At 38.3% G+C, this 15,649-nt stretch carries 14 protein-coding genes, 8 tRNA genes, 1 rRNA gene and 1 pseudogene; 21 read left to right on the forward strand and 3 right to left on the reverse strand.

Annotated elements, in window-relative coordinates; translation table 11 throughout:
* The first annotated feature begins 11 nt into the window (after positions 1-11).
* From rrf to FRX54_RS00040, 8 genes are all read left to right on the forward strand, one after another.
* Positions 12-127 (forward strand): 5S ribosomal RNA (gene rrf / locus FRX54_RS00005).
* A 3-nt stretch (positions 128-130) separates the two neighbouring features.
* Positions 131-203 (forward strand) — tRNA-Val (locus FRX54_RS00010).
* Between the two features lie 4 nt (positions 204-207).
* Positions 208-280: transfer RNA gene (locus FRX54_RS00015), tRNA-Asp, on the forward strand.
* A 32-nt stretch (positions 281-312) separates the two neighbouring features.
* A tRNA-Lys gene (locus tag FRX54_RS00020) sits at positions 313-385 on the forward strand.
* 5 nt (positions 386-390) lie between these two features.
* Positions 391-472, forward strand: a tRNA-Leu gene (locus tag FRX54_RS00025).
* 16 nt (positions 473-488) lie between these two features.
* A tRNA-Thr gene (locus tag FRX54_RS00030) sits at positions 489-561 on the forward strand.
* A gap of 28 nt (positions 562-589) precedes the next feature.
* Positions 590-663: transfer RNA gene (locus FRX54_RS00035), tRNA-Ile, on the forward strand.
* Positions 664-671: 8 nt separating this feature from the next.
* Positions 672-743, forward strand: a tRNA-Glu gene (locus FRX54_RS00040).
* Between the two features lie 121 nt (positions 744-864).
* Here FRX54_RS00040 and FRX54_RS00045 read toward each other — a convergent pair.
* Both FRX54_RS00045 and recX read right to left on the reverse strand, forming a co-directional pair.
* Positions 865-1,398 carry a DUF402 domain-containing protein gene (locus tag FRX54_RS00045; RefSeq protein WP_146459711.1) on the reverse strand — a complete coding sequence of 178 codons (534 nt, stop codon included), beginning with the start codon at positions 1,396-1,398 and terminating at the stop codon, positions 865-867.
* A gap of 79 nt (positions 1,399-1,477) precedes the next feature.
* Positions 1,478-2,254, reverse strand: coding sequence for a recombination regulator RecX (recX, locus tag FRX54_RS00050; protein ID WP_146459713.1), 777 nt, complete (start codon positions 2,252-2,254; stop codon positions 1,478-1,480).
* 55 nt (positions 2,255-2,309) lie between these two features.
* Here recX and rlmD point away from each other — a divergent pair, with 55 nt between their 5' ends.
* The 9 genes and pseudogenes from rlmD to FRX54_RS00095 all read left to right on the forward strand — a co-directional run bounded on the left by rlmD (position 2,310) and on the right by FRX54_RS00095 (position 10,241).
* Positions 2,310-3,665 carry a 23S rRNA (uracil(1939)-C(5))-methyltransferase RlmD gene (rlmD, locus tag FRX54_RS00055; RefSeq protein WP_146460731.1) on the forward strand — a complete coding sequence of 452 codons (1,356 nt, stop codon included), beginning with the start codon at positions 2,310-2,312 and terminating at the stop codon, positions 3,663-3,665.
* Positions 3,666-3,685: 20 nt separating this feature from the next.
* On the forward strand, positions 3,686-3,979 hold the full coding sequence (locus tag FRX54_RS00060; protein WP_146459715.1) for a bacteriocin immunity protein: 294 nt from the start codon (positions 3,686-3,688) through the stop codon (positions 3,977-3,979).
* A gap of 123 nt (positions 3,980-4,102) precedes the next feature.
* Positions 4,103-4,867, forward strand: a complete 765-nt coding sequence (locus FRX54_RS00065) for a hypothetical protein (protein WP_186652336.1) — start codon at positions 4,103-4,105, stop codon at positions 4,865-4,867.
* Positions 4,868-4,898: 31 nt separating this feature from the next.
* Positions 4,899-5,357 (forward strand): Rrf2 family transcriptional regulator, encoded by a 459-nt coding sequence (locus FRX54_RS00070; protein ID WP_146459717.1) that lies wholly within the window; start codon positions 4,899-4,901, stop codon positions 5,355-5,357.
* Positions 5,329-6,330, forward strand: a complete 1,002-nt coding sequence (locus FRX54_RS00075; RefSeq protein WP_146459719.1) for an NADP-dependent oxidoreductase — start codon at positions 5,329-5,331, stop codon at positions 6,328-6,330. The genes FRX54_RS00070 and FRX54_RS00075 overlap by 29 nt, the downstream gene beginning before the upstream one ends.
* 9 nt (positions 6,331-6,339) lie before the next feature.
* A complete protein-coding gene (locus FRX54_RS00080; RefSeq protein WP_146459722.1) occupies positions 6,340-7,182 on the forward strand; it encodes an alpha/beta fold hydrolase in 843 nt (280 codons plus the stop codon).
* A gap of 1 nt (position 7,183) precedes the next feature.
* Positions 7,184-8,032 (forward strand): annotated as a pseudogene (locus tag FRX54_RS00085) (VOC family protein).
* A gap of 124 nt (positions 8,033-8,156) precedes the next feature.
* Positions 8,157-9,227 (forward strand): AEC family transporter, encoded by a 1,071-nt coding sequence (locus FRX54_RS00090; protein ID WP_146459724.1) that lies wholly within the window; start codon positions 8,157-8,159, stop codon positions 9,225-9,227.
* 18 nt (positions 9,228-9,245) lie between these two features.
* The gene (locus FRX54_RS00095; RefSeq protein WP_146459726.1) at positions 9,246-10,241 is read left to right on the forward strand and encodes an NAD(P)-dependent oxidoreductase; all 996 of its coding nucleotides are present in this window, start codon (positions 9,246-9,248) and stop codon (positions 10,239-10,241) included.
* A 105-nt stretch (positions 10,242-10,346) separates the two neighbouring features.
* Here FRX54_RS00095 and FRX54_RS00100 read toward each other — a convergent pair.
* Positions 10,347-10,417, reverse strand: a tRNA-Thr gene (locus FRX54_RS00100).
* 90 nt (positions 10,418-10,507) lie between these two features.
* Here FRX54_RS00100 and FRX54_RS00105 point away from each other — a divergent pair.
* The 4 genes from FRX54_RS00105 to FRX54_RS00125 all read left to right on the forward strand — a co-directional run bounded on the left by FRX54_RS00105 (position 10,508) and on the right by FRX54_RS00125 (position 15,645).
* Positions 10,508-10,762: a DUF1912 family protein gene (locus FRX54_RS00105; RefSeq protein WP_146459728.1), complete on the forward strand. Its 255-nt coding sequence runs from the start codon at positions 10,508-10,510 to the stop codon at positions 10,760-10,762.
* Positions 10,763-11,031: 269 nt separating this feature from the next.
* The gene (locus tag FRX54_RS00115; RefSeq protein WP_146459730.1) at positions 11,032-11,742 is read left to right on the forward strand and encodes a competence protein; all 711 of its coding nucleotides are present in this window, start codon (positions 11,032-11,034) and stop codon (positions 11,740-11,742) included.
* Between the two features lie 11 nt (positions 11,743-11,753).
* A complete protein-coding gene (locus tag FRX54_RS00120) occupies positions 11,754-14,402 on the forward strand; it encodes a valine--tRNA ligase (RefSeq protein ID WP_146459731.1) in 2,649 nt (882 codons plus the stop codon).
* A 67-nt stretch (positions 14,403-14,469) separates the two neighbouring features.
* Positions 14,470-15,645, forward strand: coding sequence for a DNA cytosine methyltransferase (locus FRX54_RS00125; protein WP_146459733.1), 1,176 nt, complete (start codon positions 14,470-14,472; stop codon positions 15,643-15,645).
* Positions 15,646-15,649: the final 4 nt, after the last annotated feature.

A 15,649-nucleotide genomic window follows, 5' to 3' on the forward strand; every position in this document is an offset into this window, starting at 1 on the left:
AATCAGAGTAGTTAAGTGATGATAGCCTAGGAGATACACCTGTACCCATGCCGAACACAGCAGTTAAGCCCTAGCACGCCTGAAGTAGTTGGGGGTTGCCCCCTGTGAGATAAGGTAGTCGCTTAGCGAGGGGAGTTTAGCTCAGCTGGGAGAGCATCTGCCTTACAAGCAGAGGGTCAGCGGTTCGATCCCGTTAACTCCCATAAAGGTCCCGTAGTGTAGCGGTTATCACGTCGCCCTGTCACGGCGAAGATCGCGGGTTCGATTCCCGTCGGGACCGTTTTTCGGACAAGAGATTGTTTGGAAAGGTCAGACTCGTTAGCTCAGTTGGTAGAGCAATTGACTTTTAATCAATGGGTCGCTGGTTCGAGCCCAGCACGGGTCATATAAGCGGGTTTGGCGGAATTGGCAGACGCACCAGATTTAGGATCTGGCGCCGCGAGGCGTGGGGGTTCAAGTCCCTTAACCCGCATATAGTATAATAATAGGCCGGCTTAGCTCAGTTGGTAGAGCATCTGATTTGTAATCAGAGGGTCGCGTGTTCAAGTCATGTAGCCGGCATAGTACATTGGTACTAAGTTTAATATTTGGGCGCGTAGCTCAGGTGGTTAGAGCGCACGCCTGATAAGCGTGAGGTCGGTGGTTCGAGTCCACTCGTGCCCATATATGATGGTCCGTTGGTCAAGGGGTTAAGACACCGCCTTTTCACGGCGGTAACACGGGTTCGAATCCCGTACGGACTGTTTGTTAAAAGCCTTAAGGGCTTTTTTATTTTGTAAAATGAATTAGTTTATTTTTTCTAAGCATGTTAATATAAAATAGAGCAATGAAATGATTTCATTGCTCTATTTTATATTTCGACGATCAACGATTCTTGAGTTTTAGATAACGTTGGTACCAAATTTTGACATAGGATGGAGAGAAAGGCCCTTTTTGGTGATTGATCCAATCAACTAAGATTTTAACATTTTCTTTCAAAATGTAATCTAACTCTGCTGAATAATTCATGGTTCTTCGATGGATTTCGTATTCTTCTATATCCAGTAATCGTTTGTAGCCATCAGGAAAGACTTTCACATCTAAATCGTAATCGATATATTTGAGTGCCTCTTCGTCTATAATATGGGGACTGGCTAGATTACAATAATAAGAAATACCTTCTTCTCGAATCATGGCAATAATATTAAACCAGTATTTGTTATGAAAATAAACAATAGCAGGTTCCCGAGTAACCCAACGTCGTCCGTCATTTTCAGTGACTAGTGTATGATCATTGACACCAATTAGAGCATGTTCTGTTGTTTTTAGTACCATGGTATCTCGCCAAGCACGATGAAGATGCCCATTATGCTTATAACTTTGAATGGTAATAAAGTCGCCTTCTTTAGGTAATTTCATGATTTACCAACTTTCTAAAAGACTCTATTCTTTTTTATTCTAGCATAATATCAATAAAAAAGCACTCTTGAAACTTGATTTATTTGTAGTCTTTGAGTACGGTTTGAATGTCTTGGGATTGATAACCTTTTCTGAGCAGATTTTGATAGAGTTTTTGATGAAGCTGATAACCGTCATAACGTTTTGCTAGTTTACGATATTGTTTGTCAAGTTCTGTATAAAGAAGTTCTAATTCATCTTCTGTATTGCTGGTTAGATCTAAAGTCAATAAGGCTTCTTGGGCTTGAGCATAATCGAATCCTCTATTGATAATCAACTGAATGATTTTTTGTTCGAGTGCTTTAGTAGGTAGCCGATGGCTATATTTTTTGGCTAGTTTATTGGCTAATTTTTCTAGACTTGCTGAAAAATCGATAGCTTCTAATTCATGCTGAATAATCTTTTTATCAATGCCTTTTTGTAATAATTTTTGTGTGATGACATAGGGACCTTTGTCACCGCTTTGACTTTGTTGCTCAATATAGTGTTTAGTATAGGTTCTATCGTTGAGAAAATTTTCTTGTGTCAGATAGTTTATGATTTTTTGACTAGCTACTTCGTCAATATCATATTTATGGAGGTAAGCTTTGACTTGAGCTGTAGTTCGTTGGCTAAATGATAGGTAATAAAGTGCCAAGCCTCGCCCTAGTGAAAATTGATTGTAGTCTTTGAGTTTATGAACTTCATCTTGATTAAGCTCTTTGCCTTTACTTAACATAAAGCGTACAAGACTATCTTCGGTGATATAGAGTTTTTCTGTTTCATCTAGTTCTAAGAGATAGAGTCGTTTTTTCTTTTCTAGTTTGGTAATTTTCATATCTTTATTGTAACAAAAAATGATAAAATAGAAGTGAGAAAAGGTGGGGTGTGTGATGAATTTAGTAGTTAAACAAAGAATTCCTCTCAAGATTAAAAAAATGGGAATCAATGGTGAGGGGATTGGTTTTTACAAGAAAACCTTGGTTTTTGTACCGGGTGCTTTGAAAGGAGAAGAAGTTTTTTGTCAAATTACTAAGGTTCAGCGAAATTTTGTAGAAGCTAGTATCCTAAAAATCAATAAACCGTCTAAATTTCGTGTCACTCCTGTTTGTCCGATTTATGAAGCCTGTGGTGGTTGTCAGACTATGCACTTGCGTTATGACAAGCAGCTAGCTTTCAAAGATGATATTATCCGTCAAGCCTTGAAGAAGTTTAAGCCTGAGGGTTATGAAAATTATGAGATTCGTCAGACCTTGGGGATGACGGATCCGACTCATTATCGAGCTAAGCTACAATTTCAAATTCGTCAAGTTGGTAAGAAAGTAATAGCAGGTCTTTATGCAGAAAATTCACATCGCTTAATTGATATTAAAGATTGTTTGGTGCAAGATGAAGAAACACAATTTGTCATTAACCATGTGGTCCACTTATTAGAAAAACATAGGGTACCGATTTATCAGGAAAGACGAGCAGAAGGTGTTCGTACGGTTATGGTACGTCGTGCTAGGAAAACGGGAGAGCTTCAACTAATCTTTGTAGCGAGTAGAGAGATTCGATTATCTCCGCTTATTCAAGATTTGATTGCTAAATTTCCTCAAGTTAAAACAGTTGCCCTTAATCTTAATCGTGCGAGAACTAGTGAGATTTATGGACAAAAAACGGAAATTCTTTGGGGTCAAAAAGCTATAGAAGAGTCTGTTTTAGATTATTATTTCTCTTTATCTCCAAGAGCTTTTTATCAACTTAATCCAGAACAAACGGAAAAACTTTATGCTCAGGTGATCGAGGCTCTAGATGTCAAAGAAACCGATCATATTATTGATGCTTACTGTGGTGTTGGAACCATTGGTTTTGCCTTTGCTAAGAAGGTTAAGTCGGTACGAGGCATGGATATTATTCCAGAAGCTATTGAGGATGCTAAAAATAATGCAGCTAAGATGGGTTTCACTAATACTTATTATGAGACGGGCAAGGCAGAAGATATTATTCCTAAGTGGTATAGTCAAGGCTATCGAGCAGATGCCTTAATTGTCGATCCTCCTAGAACAGGTTTAGATGATAAATTGCTCAAGACCATCTTGACCTATGCTCCAGAAAAAATGGTTTATGTGTCTTGTAACACCTCAACTTTGGCTAGAGATTTGGTTAGTCTAAGTCAGGTTTATGAAGTGGTTTATATTCAATCTGTCGATATGTTTCCACACACGGCACGCACTGAGGCTGTTGTGAAATTGATTAAGAAAACATAAAAGAGATGGAGAGGTAATCTATGGCAGATTATTATGATGATTTGTTCTTAGAAGTTTTGCAAGATCCAGCTGTTCAAGAAAAAGAAGAACTGTATCAACTTTTTTTGACAAGTTATAGCGAGTATCAAAAGAAAAAAGATGACGCTATTATGCTGTCTTTGACATCAAAAGTTTCCTTGTATTTGTTAACTCATCGATATGAAGCCCCTAAGTCAGTGATTGATTTTGCTCAAAAGTTTCAGAAATCGCTACATCAAGAGCGAGGTAAGGCAAGAGGCTTACTTCAAGTAGCCTTTAGTTTATTTAATCAATGATATAAAAATCTCCAATGTTGTCATTGGAGATTTTTGAGTTAAAACAGTTGACAAAGTTAACGACCCAATATATACTTGTATCATAAACAAGTACAACAAAACTTTCAAAAGGATGAATTTAGAATGAAAAATCAATTTAGCAAACAATTTTCAGTATCGATTTTATTATGGATGCGAGATGATAAGCCAAGACAGGAGGGAATGGATTATTGGAGTGGTCCACATTCTCAGATTATTGCAGCATCGAAAGGTTTATTGGAGTATCGTCAGCAACATTTGAGTCAAACAGAGCATAGTTTTTGGCCACAAGTTGATGGTTTAGAAACTCAGGTTTCAGAAGATCGTCGGATTGATGGAATTGCTGAAGTTACTTTTGAAAATATGTTATCGCCACTAGCTGGTCGTAAACAAACCGCCTTGGCTTTCCAAGATGAAGTGAATGTTTTTCGTCGCACGTTAATGCACATGGGTCTTCCTTATTCGTCACGTTGGTTAACAGCAACAGACAAAGAAGACAGTCAACTGCGTGATGTGTTATATTTACGTCGTCAAGAAGGAGTGAGCAGTCATGCTTTTAGACAGTATGTTAATGAAAAATTGATTGATCAGTTGGCAGAAGTAGATAGCGTGACAGAGGTTCGTTCGCAAGTCTATATGCCTTGGAATGAAAAAACATGGGATACGCCAAATGTCGCACATGACAATCCTAAATCAGAACATCTGCATGCGTCTGTTATCTTAGGATTTGCAAATCAAGAAGCTCGACAAGATTTTTATGAGAAGGTAGCTCCTCAGTTGAATGTCACTTTGACAACTTATGTATCAGCCTTACACACTTATCAGATTGATAAAACTTTAACCTTTGTGGCAGATGGTAAACGTCAATAAACAATGGTCGTTTAAATAGAAAGTAGAAAAAATGGATACTAAATTTTCAGTTGGTTTGCATGTATTGAGTATGATTGCTGAAAGCCAAAAGCCATTAACGTCAAGTTTTTTAGCAACTAGCGTTGGAACGAATCCGAGCTATGTTCGCAAGGTGATTGGCTTATTGAAACAAGCATCGTTAATCAGTAGTCAGCAAGGCAAATCGGGTTATAGCTTAACCCGTTTGGCATCAGACATGTCTCTCTTAGAGATTTATCTAGCGACACAGGAGTTGGATCATATTCATCTTTTTGATATTCATCAAAATGGGAATCAAGATTGTCCAGTGGGGCGCTATATTGAACCTAGCCTATCTCCACTTTTTCAAGACATCGAAATGAGTTTGGCCAAGTCGCTGTCTCATCAAAATTTACAAGATGTCATTGATAGGCTTTATCAGACAAAAGAAAGGAAAGATAAAAATGAAAGCAGCTCTAGTAACAAATTATGATAAAAATTCTTTAGAACTAAGTCTATCAGAAGTTAAAAAGCCAGTTCCTAAGCCCCAACAAGTTGTAATAAAGGTTTTAGCAGCAGGTGTTAATCCCTTAGATAATATGATTTCTCGTGGAGAGGTCAAGATGATTGTGCCTTACAAGCTGCCACAGATTGCAGGTAATGAAGTGGTTGGTCGGGTGGAGCAAATGGGTAGTCAGGTGAGTCAATTTAAGGTAGGTGATCGTGTTTTTGCACGTTTGCCCTTGACGAGTATCGGTGCTTTTGCAGAGTATGTGGCAGTGGATGGTCAAGCCCTAGCCAAGGTTCCTGAGTATTTGACGGATGTGGAAGCGGCAGCCGTTCCCTTGACAGCCTTGACCATTATGCAATCTTTGGATTTGATGAAGGCTCAAGCTGGTAAAACCATTTTTATCTCTGGTGGGACAGGTGGTGTTGGTGCGATGGCCATTCCTATTGCTAAAGCCAAAGGCTTAAAAGTGATTACTAATGGTGATAGTGCTAATGCAGAGCGAGTTTTAGCCTTAGGGGCAGATCAATTTATTGATTACAAAACAGAGGATTACACGACGTTATTAACGGGAATTGATTATGTTTTGGATACCTTGGGAGGCCAAGAAACAGAAAAGCAAATGAGCATTATGAAAAAAGGTGGTCAGCTTGTGTCTTTGCGTGGTATGCCTAACGGTGCCTTTGCTAAGCGAATGAACTTGCCACTATGGAAACAAGGACTTTTTGCCTTGGCAGGTCGTTCTTTTGATAAAAAGGCGAAACAATATGGGGTAAGTTATCATTTTATTTTTGTGGAAAGTAATGGGCAACAGTTACAAGAAGTAGCTAACTTGTTTAGTCAGTTAAAGATTAAACCATCTATTGATACCGTTTTTGTATTTGATGATGTCAATCTGGCCTTGGATAAAGTGGCTAATGGTCGTTCGCGTGGTAAAACCGTTTTAAGATTTGAATAGGAGAAAATAGTGGGTTATTTAACAACTAAAAATCAGTATGTGATGCTTTCGGGACAAAAAATGGCTTATCGTCGTGTGGGACAGGGTAAATCGAAACTTCCTTTGGTTATGTTGATTCATTTGGCTGCAACTTTGGATAATTGGGATCCTAAATTGATTGATTTACTAGCTGAAAAACAAGAAATCATCTTATTGGATTTACCAGGTGTCGGTGGTAGTCAAGGGAAGGTTGGTAAGACCATTCCAGCTATGGCTGAGCAAGCAATTGCTATTATTAAAGCTTTAGGTTATCAGAAAATCAATTTGTTAGGTCTTTCAATGGGAGGAATGATTGCACAAGAAATCATTCGTTTGTATCAAAATTTGGTTGAAAAATTGATTTTAGCAGGAACTGGTCATCGTGGTGGTTTAGAACTAGATAAAGTCACAGAAAAGACCTTCAAATATATGCTAAAAGCAGGAGTCGAACGAGTAGATCCTAAGCGTTATATTTTTTATAATCATGATGCTAAGGGTGCGGAAGAAGCTAAGCAAGTTTTGACACGCATGGCTGCTAGAGAACCTGGCTTTATGGATGGGAAAATGGCAGTTCCTAGTTTCTTGCAGCAGTTAAAAGCGATCAAAAGTTGGGGGAAAGAACCAGTTGATGATTTAGCTCATATTACCCAGCCTACTCTAGTCGTTAATGGAGATAACGACATGCAGGTGCCAACGTCTAACTCCTATGAGATGGGAAAGAAGTTAGCCAATAGTCAATTGATTATTTATCCAGAAGCAGGACATGGGTCGATTTTCCAATATGCTGAGCAGTTCTCTAAAGACTTATTAACATTTTTAGATGAAAGTAAATGAAATGACTTATCAATCGTTATTTAAGTTGGGACATGTAGCCCTCTATGTTAAAGATTTACAGTTACAAGGTCGTTTTTATCAGCAGGTTTTAGGTTTGGAACTTTTAGCCGAACGTGAGGACAGACTAGATTTAGGGGTTGGCCAAGAGTTGTTGATTCGATTGATTAAGACGCAACATCAAGATCAAGCATCAGCAAGTTATGGTTTATATCATTTGGCTTTATTAGTTCCAGAAAGGTAGGACTTAGCGAATCTTTTCAAGCATTTTGTGGATAATAAGATTGTTTTGGTGGGAGCAAGTGATCATGATTATAGCGAAGCCATTTATTTGGAAGATTTGGAAGGCAATGGCATTGAAGTTTATCGTGATCGTCCCATGTCTAATTGGGATATTCGAGAAAATGGGCAAATCGTTGGAGATACGCGTCCCTTCGTGGAAGAAGAAATTTATCATCTAGGTAAGCCTCAAGTGCCTTATCGTTTGCCACATGGAACAAGGATGGGACATGTCCATCTTTCAGTTAAGGACAGTCGTGCCTCTTGTCAGTTTTATCAACAGTTATTAGGTGTGGATAATAAGTTTAGCCTACCGTCTGCATCTTGGCTAGCTTCTGGTCATTATCATCACCATTTAGCCGTTAATGAATGGGGTGGGAAAGAGCTAAAGGCTAGGAAAACCTTGTTGCCAGGTCTAGCTTACTATACCATTATTTATCAGGATATGGTTCATTTCTATCATAGCTTGCAACAAGCAAAGCGTATGAATTTACAACTTGAGTTATCTCCACAAGAAGTAATAGTTCAAGATCCAGATGGCATACGTTTTAAGTTAATTTTAGAAAAAGGATAAGATCACAGGTCGTGGTCTTTTTTTGTGAAAAAATTCTCTATCTCTATTGACGGCGCTTTCTTTTTGTGATAGAATTAACAATGTTCAAAAGGACAGATTATTTATTGACAAAGAGGAGGTTCTAATGAATTTAGGACAGGCAATTGTTGAAACATTAACCAATCAGAGTATTCTGAGTGCGATTTCATCAACTATTTTTATTATTTTTTTAGGTTATTTTTTGCGTAAGCGTGGCGTTTTTGGGGAAAATTTTGGTAAAATCTTGACCAGTGTAGTACTTTCTGTTGCCATTCCAGCCCTAGCTTTTAACTCTTTCATGCAACCCATTAAACCAGACACATTCAAGCAAGGTTTGGGACTTTTGATTTGGGGAATTGTCATCTACATTATTTTGATTTTGGTGACACCTCTTCTTTATAAAAAAGAAGAAAAATCTCGTCAAGAAGTTATGGCGATTTTGACAACTTTTGGTTCAACCACTTTCTTTGGTATTCCAATCGTTGGGGCTATTTATGGCCCAGAAGGCGTGATTTATAGCTCTATTTTTAATATTGGTTACCGTATTTTCCTTTATTCTTATGCCTATATCAAGATGTCAGGCTTGAAGATGGAATCTAGCAATATCAAGAAAATGTTTATCAATCCTATTGTGATTGCAACATTTGTCGGTCTTTTCCTTTGGTTGATTCAAGGGTCAATGCCACAAGTGACTGTCCCTGAATTGAAAAATGGTGTTGCGACAGGTGAGATGACGACGGTTGCTTTCTATCGTATTGATCAAACAGCACTTTGGTTGGCTAAGCCTTTGCAATACTTGAGTCAGTTGGCATCACCACTAGCTTGGTTGTCAATTGGTTGTACTTTAGGTTCGATTTCTTTTAAAGAAGCAGCCTCAAGCAAGTTGAGTTGGTACTATTCATTTAATAAGGTTGTTATGGTGCCTTTACTTAACCTAGTTTGTCTATTATTACTGAATGCGACAGGTATTTTGAGCTTGAACTACGCAGCGATTGCTACCGTTGTGATTATGATGGCAACACCAGTGGCAACTGTAGCAGCAGCCTATGCCATTCGTTATGATCGTGAGGCAGTGTTAACGTCTAATGCGTCACTCTTGTCAACCTTGGCAGCAGTTATTGCTATTCCTGTATGGATTGCTATTTTGGGTATTCTTAATTCAGCAGGTTTGTTTTAGACATAGAAGGAGTAACTTGTGAAAATTGTTTGTTATGGTGTTCGACCGATTGAGGAACCGTATTTTCATCAGTTAAATCGTTATAATTTCGAATTGAAACTGGTTAGTGATTTCTTATCGCCTGCCAATGTCACGGAAGCTAAGGGTTGTGATGCGGTCTTAGTTCGTGGCATGTGCCAGTGTGATGCCGCAACGTTAAAAACCATTGCTGACTATGGGATTAAGTATTTATTCACACGCTCAGTAGGTTACAATCATATTGACATGGACTTGGCTAAGGCATTGAAGTTGATGGTGGCTCGTGTTCCAAACTATTCTCCTTATGCAGTGGCAGAACTGGCCTTGACCTTGGCCTTACAACTTTTTCGCCATACCAATCTGGCGACCACTCAGGTAGCCCAAGGAGATTTTAAGGTTTATCCAAGCCTATTTAGTAAGGAATTACATCGTTCAACGGTTGGCATTGTTGGTATGGGTAAGATTGGAGTGACAGAAGCCTCTCTTTACAAGGGCTTAGGTGCTAAGGTTTTGGGTTATGACCCTTACCCGTCAGATGTGGCCAAGCAATTTGCTGATTTTGTGGAATTAGATGAACTCTTAGCTCAATCAGATATTGTCTCACTTCATGTTCCTTATTTTTCAGGGCAAAATGATCAGATGGTTGATGCTAATTTCCTAAGCAAGATGAAAAAGTCAGCAATTTTAATCAATACGGCGCGTGGCGAATTGATTGACCATGAAGCCCTATTAGCTGCCCTAGACAGTGGACAGTTAGAATCTTACGGAACAGATGTTGTCATTGATGAGCCAAATACCATGGGTCAAGTATTTCCAGACATATCAGAGATTCCAGATCCGATCAATCAAGAACTACTTAAACGTTATCCACGTGTGTTGATTACCCCCCACATGGGAGCCTATACGGAACCAGCTTTGGAAGATATGATTTCCATTAGTTTTCAAAATTTCCATGAGGCTTTCACAACAGGTCAAACAGAAAATCAAATTATTTAGACAAAAGCCAAGTTTATTATAAACTTGGCTTTTAGTTATTTGACCAAATTTTAATCAAAAAAATAAAAAAGCCCATGAAATTAGGCTTTTTTAGGAGGTTATTGATGCCACCACCGAGAATTGAACTCGGAACGGAGCATTACCATTGCTCTATTATACCATTTAACTATAGCGGCTACTTTTTAATCATATCACATTTTTGGTATCAAGGCAAGCCCTATGTTCAAATTATGGTATAATAAATTAAAAGGAAATGGAGTGGTTTTATGACAGTCGAACAGGAATTTTTGAAAGATTTAGATGAGTGGTTGACCATGCAGGTCATGGTTAATCAAGTGGCTATGGAAGAAAGCCAAAAAGAATTTGAAGCTAAGGCAGATGAGCGAGCAAAGGATGCGATTATTCGCTACGAAAGCCGTTTAGATGCCTACCAATTTTTACAAGGTAAGCTCGACAATTACAAAAATGGCAAGGCCTTTCATGATTTGCCAGATGGGCTTTTTGGCACGAGAAATTATTGATTTTTGTTATGTAATCTGCTAAAATAAAAGTAGTCAGAGGTGTTTTGAACCCCATTTGTTACAGAAAGCGGTCCTAGCTGAGAACCCCGCACAAATGTCAAAACTGGTTGCTGATGTTTCAAGTTGTAATAATAAAGTTGCGGGCCAGTCCCGAAACAGTGGTGGTACCGCGGAAATCATAACATGAATTTCGTCCCTGTCTAGCGTATGCTGGACGGGGATTTTGATTTATAGTTATAATTTAAAACGATAATTATTGGAGAAAATAAATGAATAGATATCCTAAAGAAAAAGAAATTTATCAACTATTAGGAATGGAGAAAGTAGAGCTAATTAAATTAATTGGAAATGATTTAGAGTATGTGGAGGGAAGTTTTAAAATAAAGAGGGAATTATATAAAAAAATTGCAGAGGAAAGATTATCATTTTGTAAATCAAAACTTTTAGATAAAGATAATAAACAATATTATTTACCTATGGGATGTGAACTGATGTTAAGTTCAAAAATTTTTGAAAAAAATAAATCAAGACCAAAATTTTCAGAGCATATTACACCTGTGGGATGGGATAAAAATTTAAATAAAGCACAGGGAGATACGTATATACATAGGGGCCATATAATAGCTTATGAACTTTTTGAAGATGAAGATTGGAAAGTTGATAAAGAAAGAAAATATTTCACGCAAACTGAATGGAGTAATATAAGCAGCCATACAGGTTCATTAGGAAGAAATCAATCTTTTTATGAAAACTATATAAAATCGAAATTGATTGAGGATACTGATTTAGTAGTAAACTATAGAGTTAATTTGATTTATAAGAAAAATGATATAATTCCTAGAGGAATGCATCTTAGGGCTGTTTTTATGAAAAAATCTGAAACATATAGAGTTGTTGATCAGTTTAATGTTTTTGTTCCAAATGTAGATTTACGTTTGAATATTGATTATAAAAATGCAAAATTTGAAGTGATTAAATAAGGAGAACTAACATGAAAGAATTATCACCAAAATACAATCCAGCTGAGGTTGAGGCTGGTCGTTATCAGAACTGGCTTGAGGCTGGTGTGTTTAAGCCGTCGGGAGATGTTGAGGCTAAGCCTTATTCTATCGTGATTCCACCACCAAATGTGACCGGCAAGTTGCACTTGGGACATGCTTGGGATACAACGCTTCAAGATATTATTATCCGTCAAAAACGCATGCAGGGCTTTGACACCCTTTGGTTACCAGGGATGGACCATGCCGGTATTGCCACACAGGCTAAGGTTGAAGAGCGTTTGCGTGAGCAAGGTATTTCTCGTTATGACCTGGGACGTGAAAAATTCCTAGAAAAAGTTTGGGAGTGGAAAGATGAGTATGCTGCAACCATTAAGGACCAGTGGGGCAAGATGGGGCTATCACTTGATTACTCGCGTGAGCGTTTCACCTTGGACGAGGGGCTATCTCAAGCTGTGCGTAAGGTCTTTGTCGAGCTTTACAAAAAAGGATGGATCTATCGTGGCGAGTTCATCATCAACTGGGATCCCGTTGCAAGAACTGCCCTATCTGATATTGAGGTGATTCACAAGGATGTTGAGGGTGCCTTTTATCACATGACTTATATGCTGGAAGATGGCTCACGCGGTCTTCAGGTCGCAACCACACGACCTGAAACCATGTTCGGTGATGTGGCTGTCGCGGTCAATCCAAACGATGAGCGTTACAAGGACTTGATTGGTAAAAATGTTATCCTACCAATTCTGAATAAACCAATCCCAATTGTGGCTGATAACCATGCTGATCCAGAATTTGGAACAGGAGTGGTGAAAATTACCCCGGCTCATGACCCAAATGACTTTGAAGTCGGTCAACGTCATAATCTACCACAGGTCAATGTTATGAACGATGACGGTAGCATGAACGAGCTAGCTGGTGAATTTGCCGGTATGGATCGTTTTGAGGCACGTCAGGCAGTCGTCAAAAAACTAGAAGAAATTGGTGCCTTGGTCGAGATCGAACAACGAGTTCATTCAGTGGGACATTCGGAGCGTTCTGGAGCTGTTGTTGAACCACGCCTATCAACTCAATGGTTTGTTAAAATGGATCAGTTGGCTAAAAATGCTATCGCCAATCAAGCTACTGATGATCAGGTTAAGTTCTACCCACCACGTTTTAACGATACCTTTATGCAGTGGATGGAAAATATCCATGACTGGGTGATTTCACGCCAATTATGGTGGGGTCATCAAATTCCAGCTTGGTACAATGAAGCGGGTGAGATTTATGTCGGCATGGAAGCACCAGAAGGTGAGGGTTGGGTACAAGACGAAGATGTGCTTGATACCTGGTTTAGCTCTGCCCTATGGCCGTTCTCGACAATGGGTTGGCCAAATGAAGACGCTGAAGATTTCAAACGTTATTTCCCAACGTCAACCTTGGTAACGGGTTATGACATCATCTTCTTCTGGGTATCTCGTATGATTTTCCAATCACTTGAATTCACAGAGCGTCGTCCATTTGAAAATGTTCTCATTCATGGATTGATTCGTGACGAAGAAGGTCGTAAGATGTCGAAATCGCTTGGCAATGGTATTGATCCCATGGATGTTATTGAGAAATACGGTGCAGACGCGTTACGTTGGTTCTTGTCTAACGGCTCTGCTCCAGGACAAGATGTCCGTTTCTCTTACGAAAAGATGGACGCGTCTTGGAACTTCATTAACAAAATCTGGAACATTTCTCGCTATATCTTGATGAATAATGAAGGCTTGACCTTGGCTGCGGCAACGGCAAATGTGGAAAAAGTCGTAGCAAATCAAGCTGGAAATGTGACGGATAAATGGATTCTCCATAATTTGAACGAAACAATCGGCAAGGTTACGGAAAACTTTGATAAGTTCGAGTTTGGTGTGGCAGGTCATAGTCTATACAACTTTATTTGGGAAGAATTTGCCAACTGGTATGTTGAGTTGACTAAAGAAGTCTTGTATAGCGATAATGAAGATGAAAAAGTGATTACACGTTCCGTTCTTCTTTACACCTTGGATAAGATTTTACGTTTGCTTCACCCAATCATGCCGTTTGTGACAGAAGAAATTTTTGGACAATATGCTGAAGGGTCTATCGTGACCGCAGACTATCCAACTGTTAATACGACATTTGAAAATCAAGCTGCCCACAAAGGTGTGGAAAGTCTGAAAGATTTGATTCGTGCGGTGCGAAATAGCAGAGCAGAAGTGAATGTTGCCCCAAGTAAACCAATTACGATTTTGGTCAAGACAAGTGACAGTGATTTGGAGACATTCTTCAATAACAATGTCAATTACATCAAGCGTTTCACTAACCCAGAAACCCTTGAGATTTCATCAAGTTTGACTAGCCCAGAACTTGCCATGTCAGCAGTGATTACAGGTGCAAAAATCTTCCTCCCACTCGCAGACCTGCTCAACGTGGAAGAAGAGCTAGAACGCCTTAACAAAGAACTCGCTAAATGGCAAAAAGAGCTGGACATGGTCAGCAAAAAACTTAGCAATGAACGCTTTGTCGCTAATGCCAAACCAGAAGTCGTCGAAAAAGAAAAAGCCAAACAAACCGACTACCAAACCAAATATGACGCCACCGTAGAGCGGATTAAAGAGATGGAGAAGTTGGGGGGATAAGGTAATATAAACAGATGCCTAGCCTAAAAAGGCTGGGTTTTGTGGTATAATATTTACGAGGATTAAAATGAAATATATAGATTTATTTGCAGGCTCAGGCGGCTTGTCGTTAGGCTTATATAATGCAGGTTTAAAAGGAATTTTTGCAATTGAAAAAAATCAGGATGCTTTTGCAACATTGAAATATAATTTAATTGATAAAAAAAATCATTTTGAGTGGCCAGATTGGTTAGAAATGAAAAATTGGGACATTAATGAGTTATTAACTGAGCGTTATGTTGAATTGGCATTACTTAATGGAAAAGTAGATATGATTGTTGGAGGACCACCGTGCCAAGGATTTTCAATGGCAGGGAAACGCCAAACAAATGATATAAGAAATAAGTTGATGTATTCTTATATTGAAATAGTAAAATTAATTCAACCTAAGATACTATTTTTTGAGAATGTCCAAGGATTTACAGTAGATTTTAAAGTGAATGGAAAAAGAAAGAATTATTCAACTATATTGATTAAAATTCTAGAAAAGCTAGGATATTTTGTTGATTATAAATTATTATTAATGTCAGATTTTGGAGTGCCACAGAATAGAAAAAGATTTATCTTGTTTGCCTCCAAAGATGAAAAAATTACAGAAGAATTTTTTGATAAGTTGTATAATCATATTCCTAATTTTCTACATAACAAAGGTTTGGAGTTGCCCATTACGATATCTCAAGCTGTTGGAGATTTAACAAAAGCTCAGGGACAAATTGATAGTATAGATACTAAAAATTTCAAAAATGGTTTATATGGTAAAATTGGTAGTAATTATCAACGATTAATGAGAAAAACAATAAAAGATAATGTCCCAGATAGTCATCGTTTTGCAAAACATAAGAAATCTACGGTACAACTTTTTGAACAATTAATGATAGTTTCAGATAAAGCTATACGAATTACTCCATCAATGAATCTTGTTGAAGGTTTGAAAAAAAGAGGCATAACTCCTCTGAAATCAGACTCTGTTTGTAATACAATAACATCTATTCCAGATGATTACATTCATTATTCTGAGCCTAGAATAATGACTGTTAGAGAGCATGCAAGAATTCAAAGTTTTCCAGATGATTATGAGTTTAAAGGACCATATACGACAGGTGGTGAGCGTCGCAAGAAAGATGTTCCTAGATATACTCAGGTAGCAAATGCAATTCCACCGCTATTTGCAGAGCAAGTAGGCGAAATATTATTGCAGTTTTAAGTTG

The sequence above is a fragment of the Streptococcus sp. sy004 genome (assembly GCF_007859205.1).
Classification (GTDB): Bacteria; Bacillota; Bacilli; order Lactobacillales; family Streptococcaceae; genus Streptococcus.

Bases quoted from the DNA above. Each gene is read 5' to 3' on its own strand.
- FRX54_RS00045 (WP_146459711.1), bottom strand. From the start codon at position 1,398: ATGAAATTACCTAAAGAAGGCGACTTTATTACCATTCAAAGTTATAAG.
- recX (WP_146459713.1), bottom strand. From the start codon at position 2,254: ATGAAAATTACCAAACTAGAAAAGAAAAAACGACTCTATCTCTTAGAA.
- rlmD (WP_146460731.1), top strand. From the start codon at position 2,310: ATGAATTTAGTAGTTAAACAAAGAATTCCTCTCAAGATTAAAAAAATG.
- FRX54_RS00060 (WP_146459715.1), top strand. From the start codon at position 3,686: ATGGCAGATTATTATGATGATTTGTTCTTAGAAGTTTTGCAAGATCCA.
- FRX54_RS00065 (WP_186652336.1), top strand. From the start codon at position 4,103: ATGAAAAATCAATTTAGCAAACAATTTTCAGTATCGATTTTATTATGG.
- FRX54_RS00070 (WP_146459717.1), top strand. From the start codon at position 4,899: ATGGATACTAAATTTTCAGTTGGTTTGCATGTATTGAGTATGATTGCT.
- FRX54_RS00075 (WP_146459719.1), top strand. From the start codon at position 5,329: ATGAAAGCAGCTCTAGTAACAAATTATGATAAAAATTCTTTAGAACTA.
- FRX54_RS00090 (WP_146459724.1), top strand. From the start codon at position 8,157: ATGAATTTAGGACAGGCAATTGTTGAAACATTAACCAATCAGAGTATT.
- FRX54_RS00105 (WP_146459728.1), top strand. From the start codon at position 10,508: ATGACAGTCGAACAGGAATTTTTGAAAGATTTAGATGAGTGGTTGACC.
- FRX54_RS00115 (WP_146459730.1), top strand. From the start codon at position 11,032: ATGAATAGATATCCTAAAGAAAAAGAAATTTATCAACTATTAGGAATG.
- FRX54_RS00120 (WP_146459731.1), top strand. From the start codon at position 11,754: ATGAAAGAATTATCACCAAAATACAATCCAGCTGAGGTTGAGGCTGGT.
- FRX54_RS00125 (WP_146459733.1), top strand. From the start codon at position 14,470: ATGAAATATATAGATTTATTTGCAGGCTCAGGCGGCTTGTCGTTAGGC.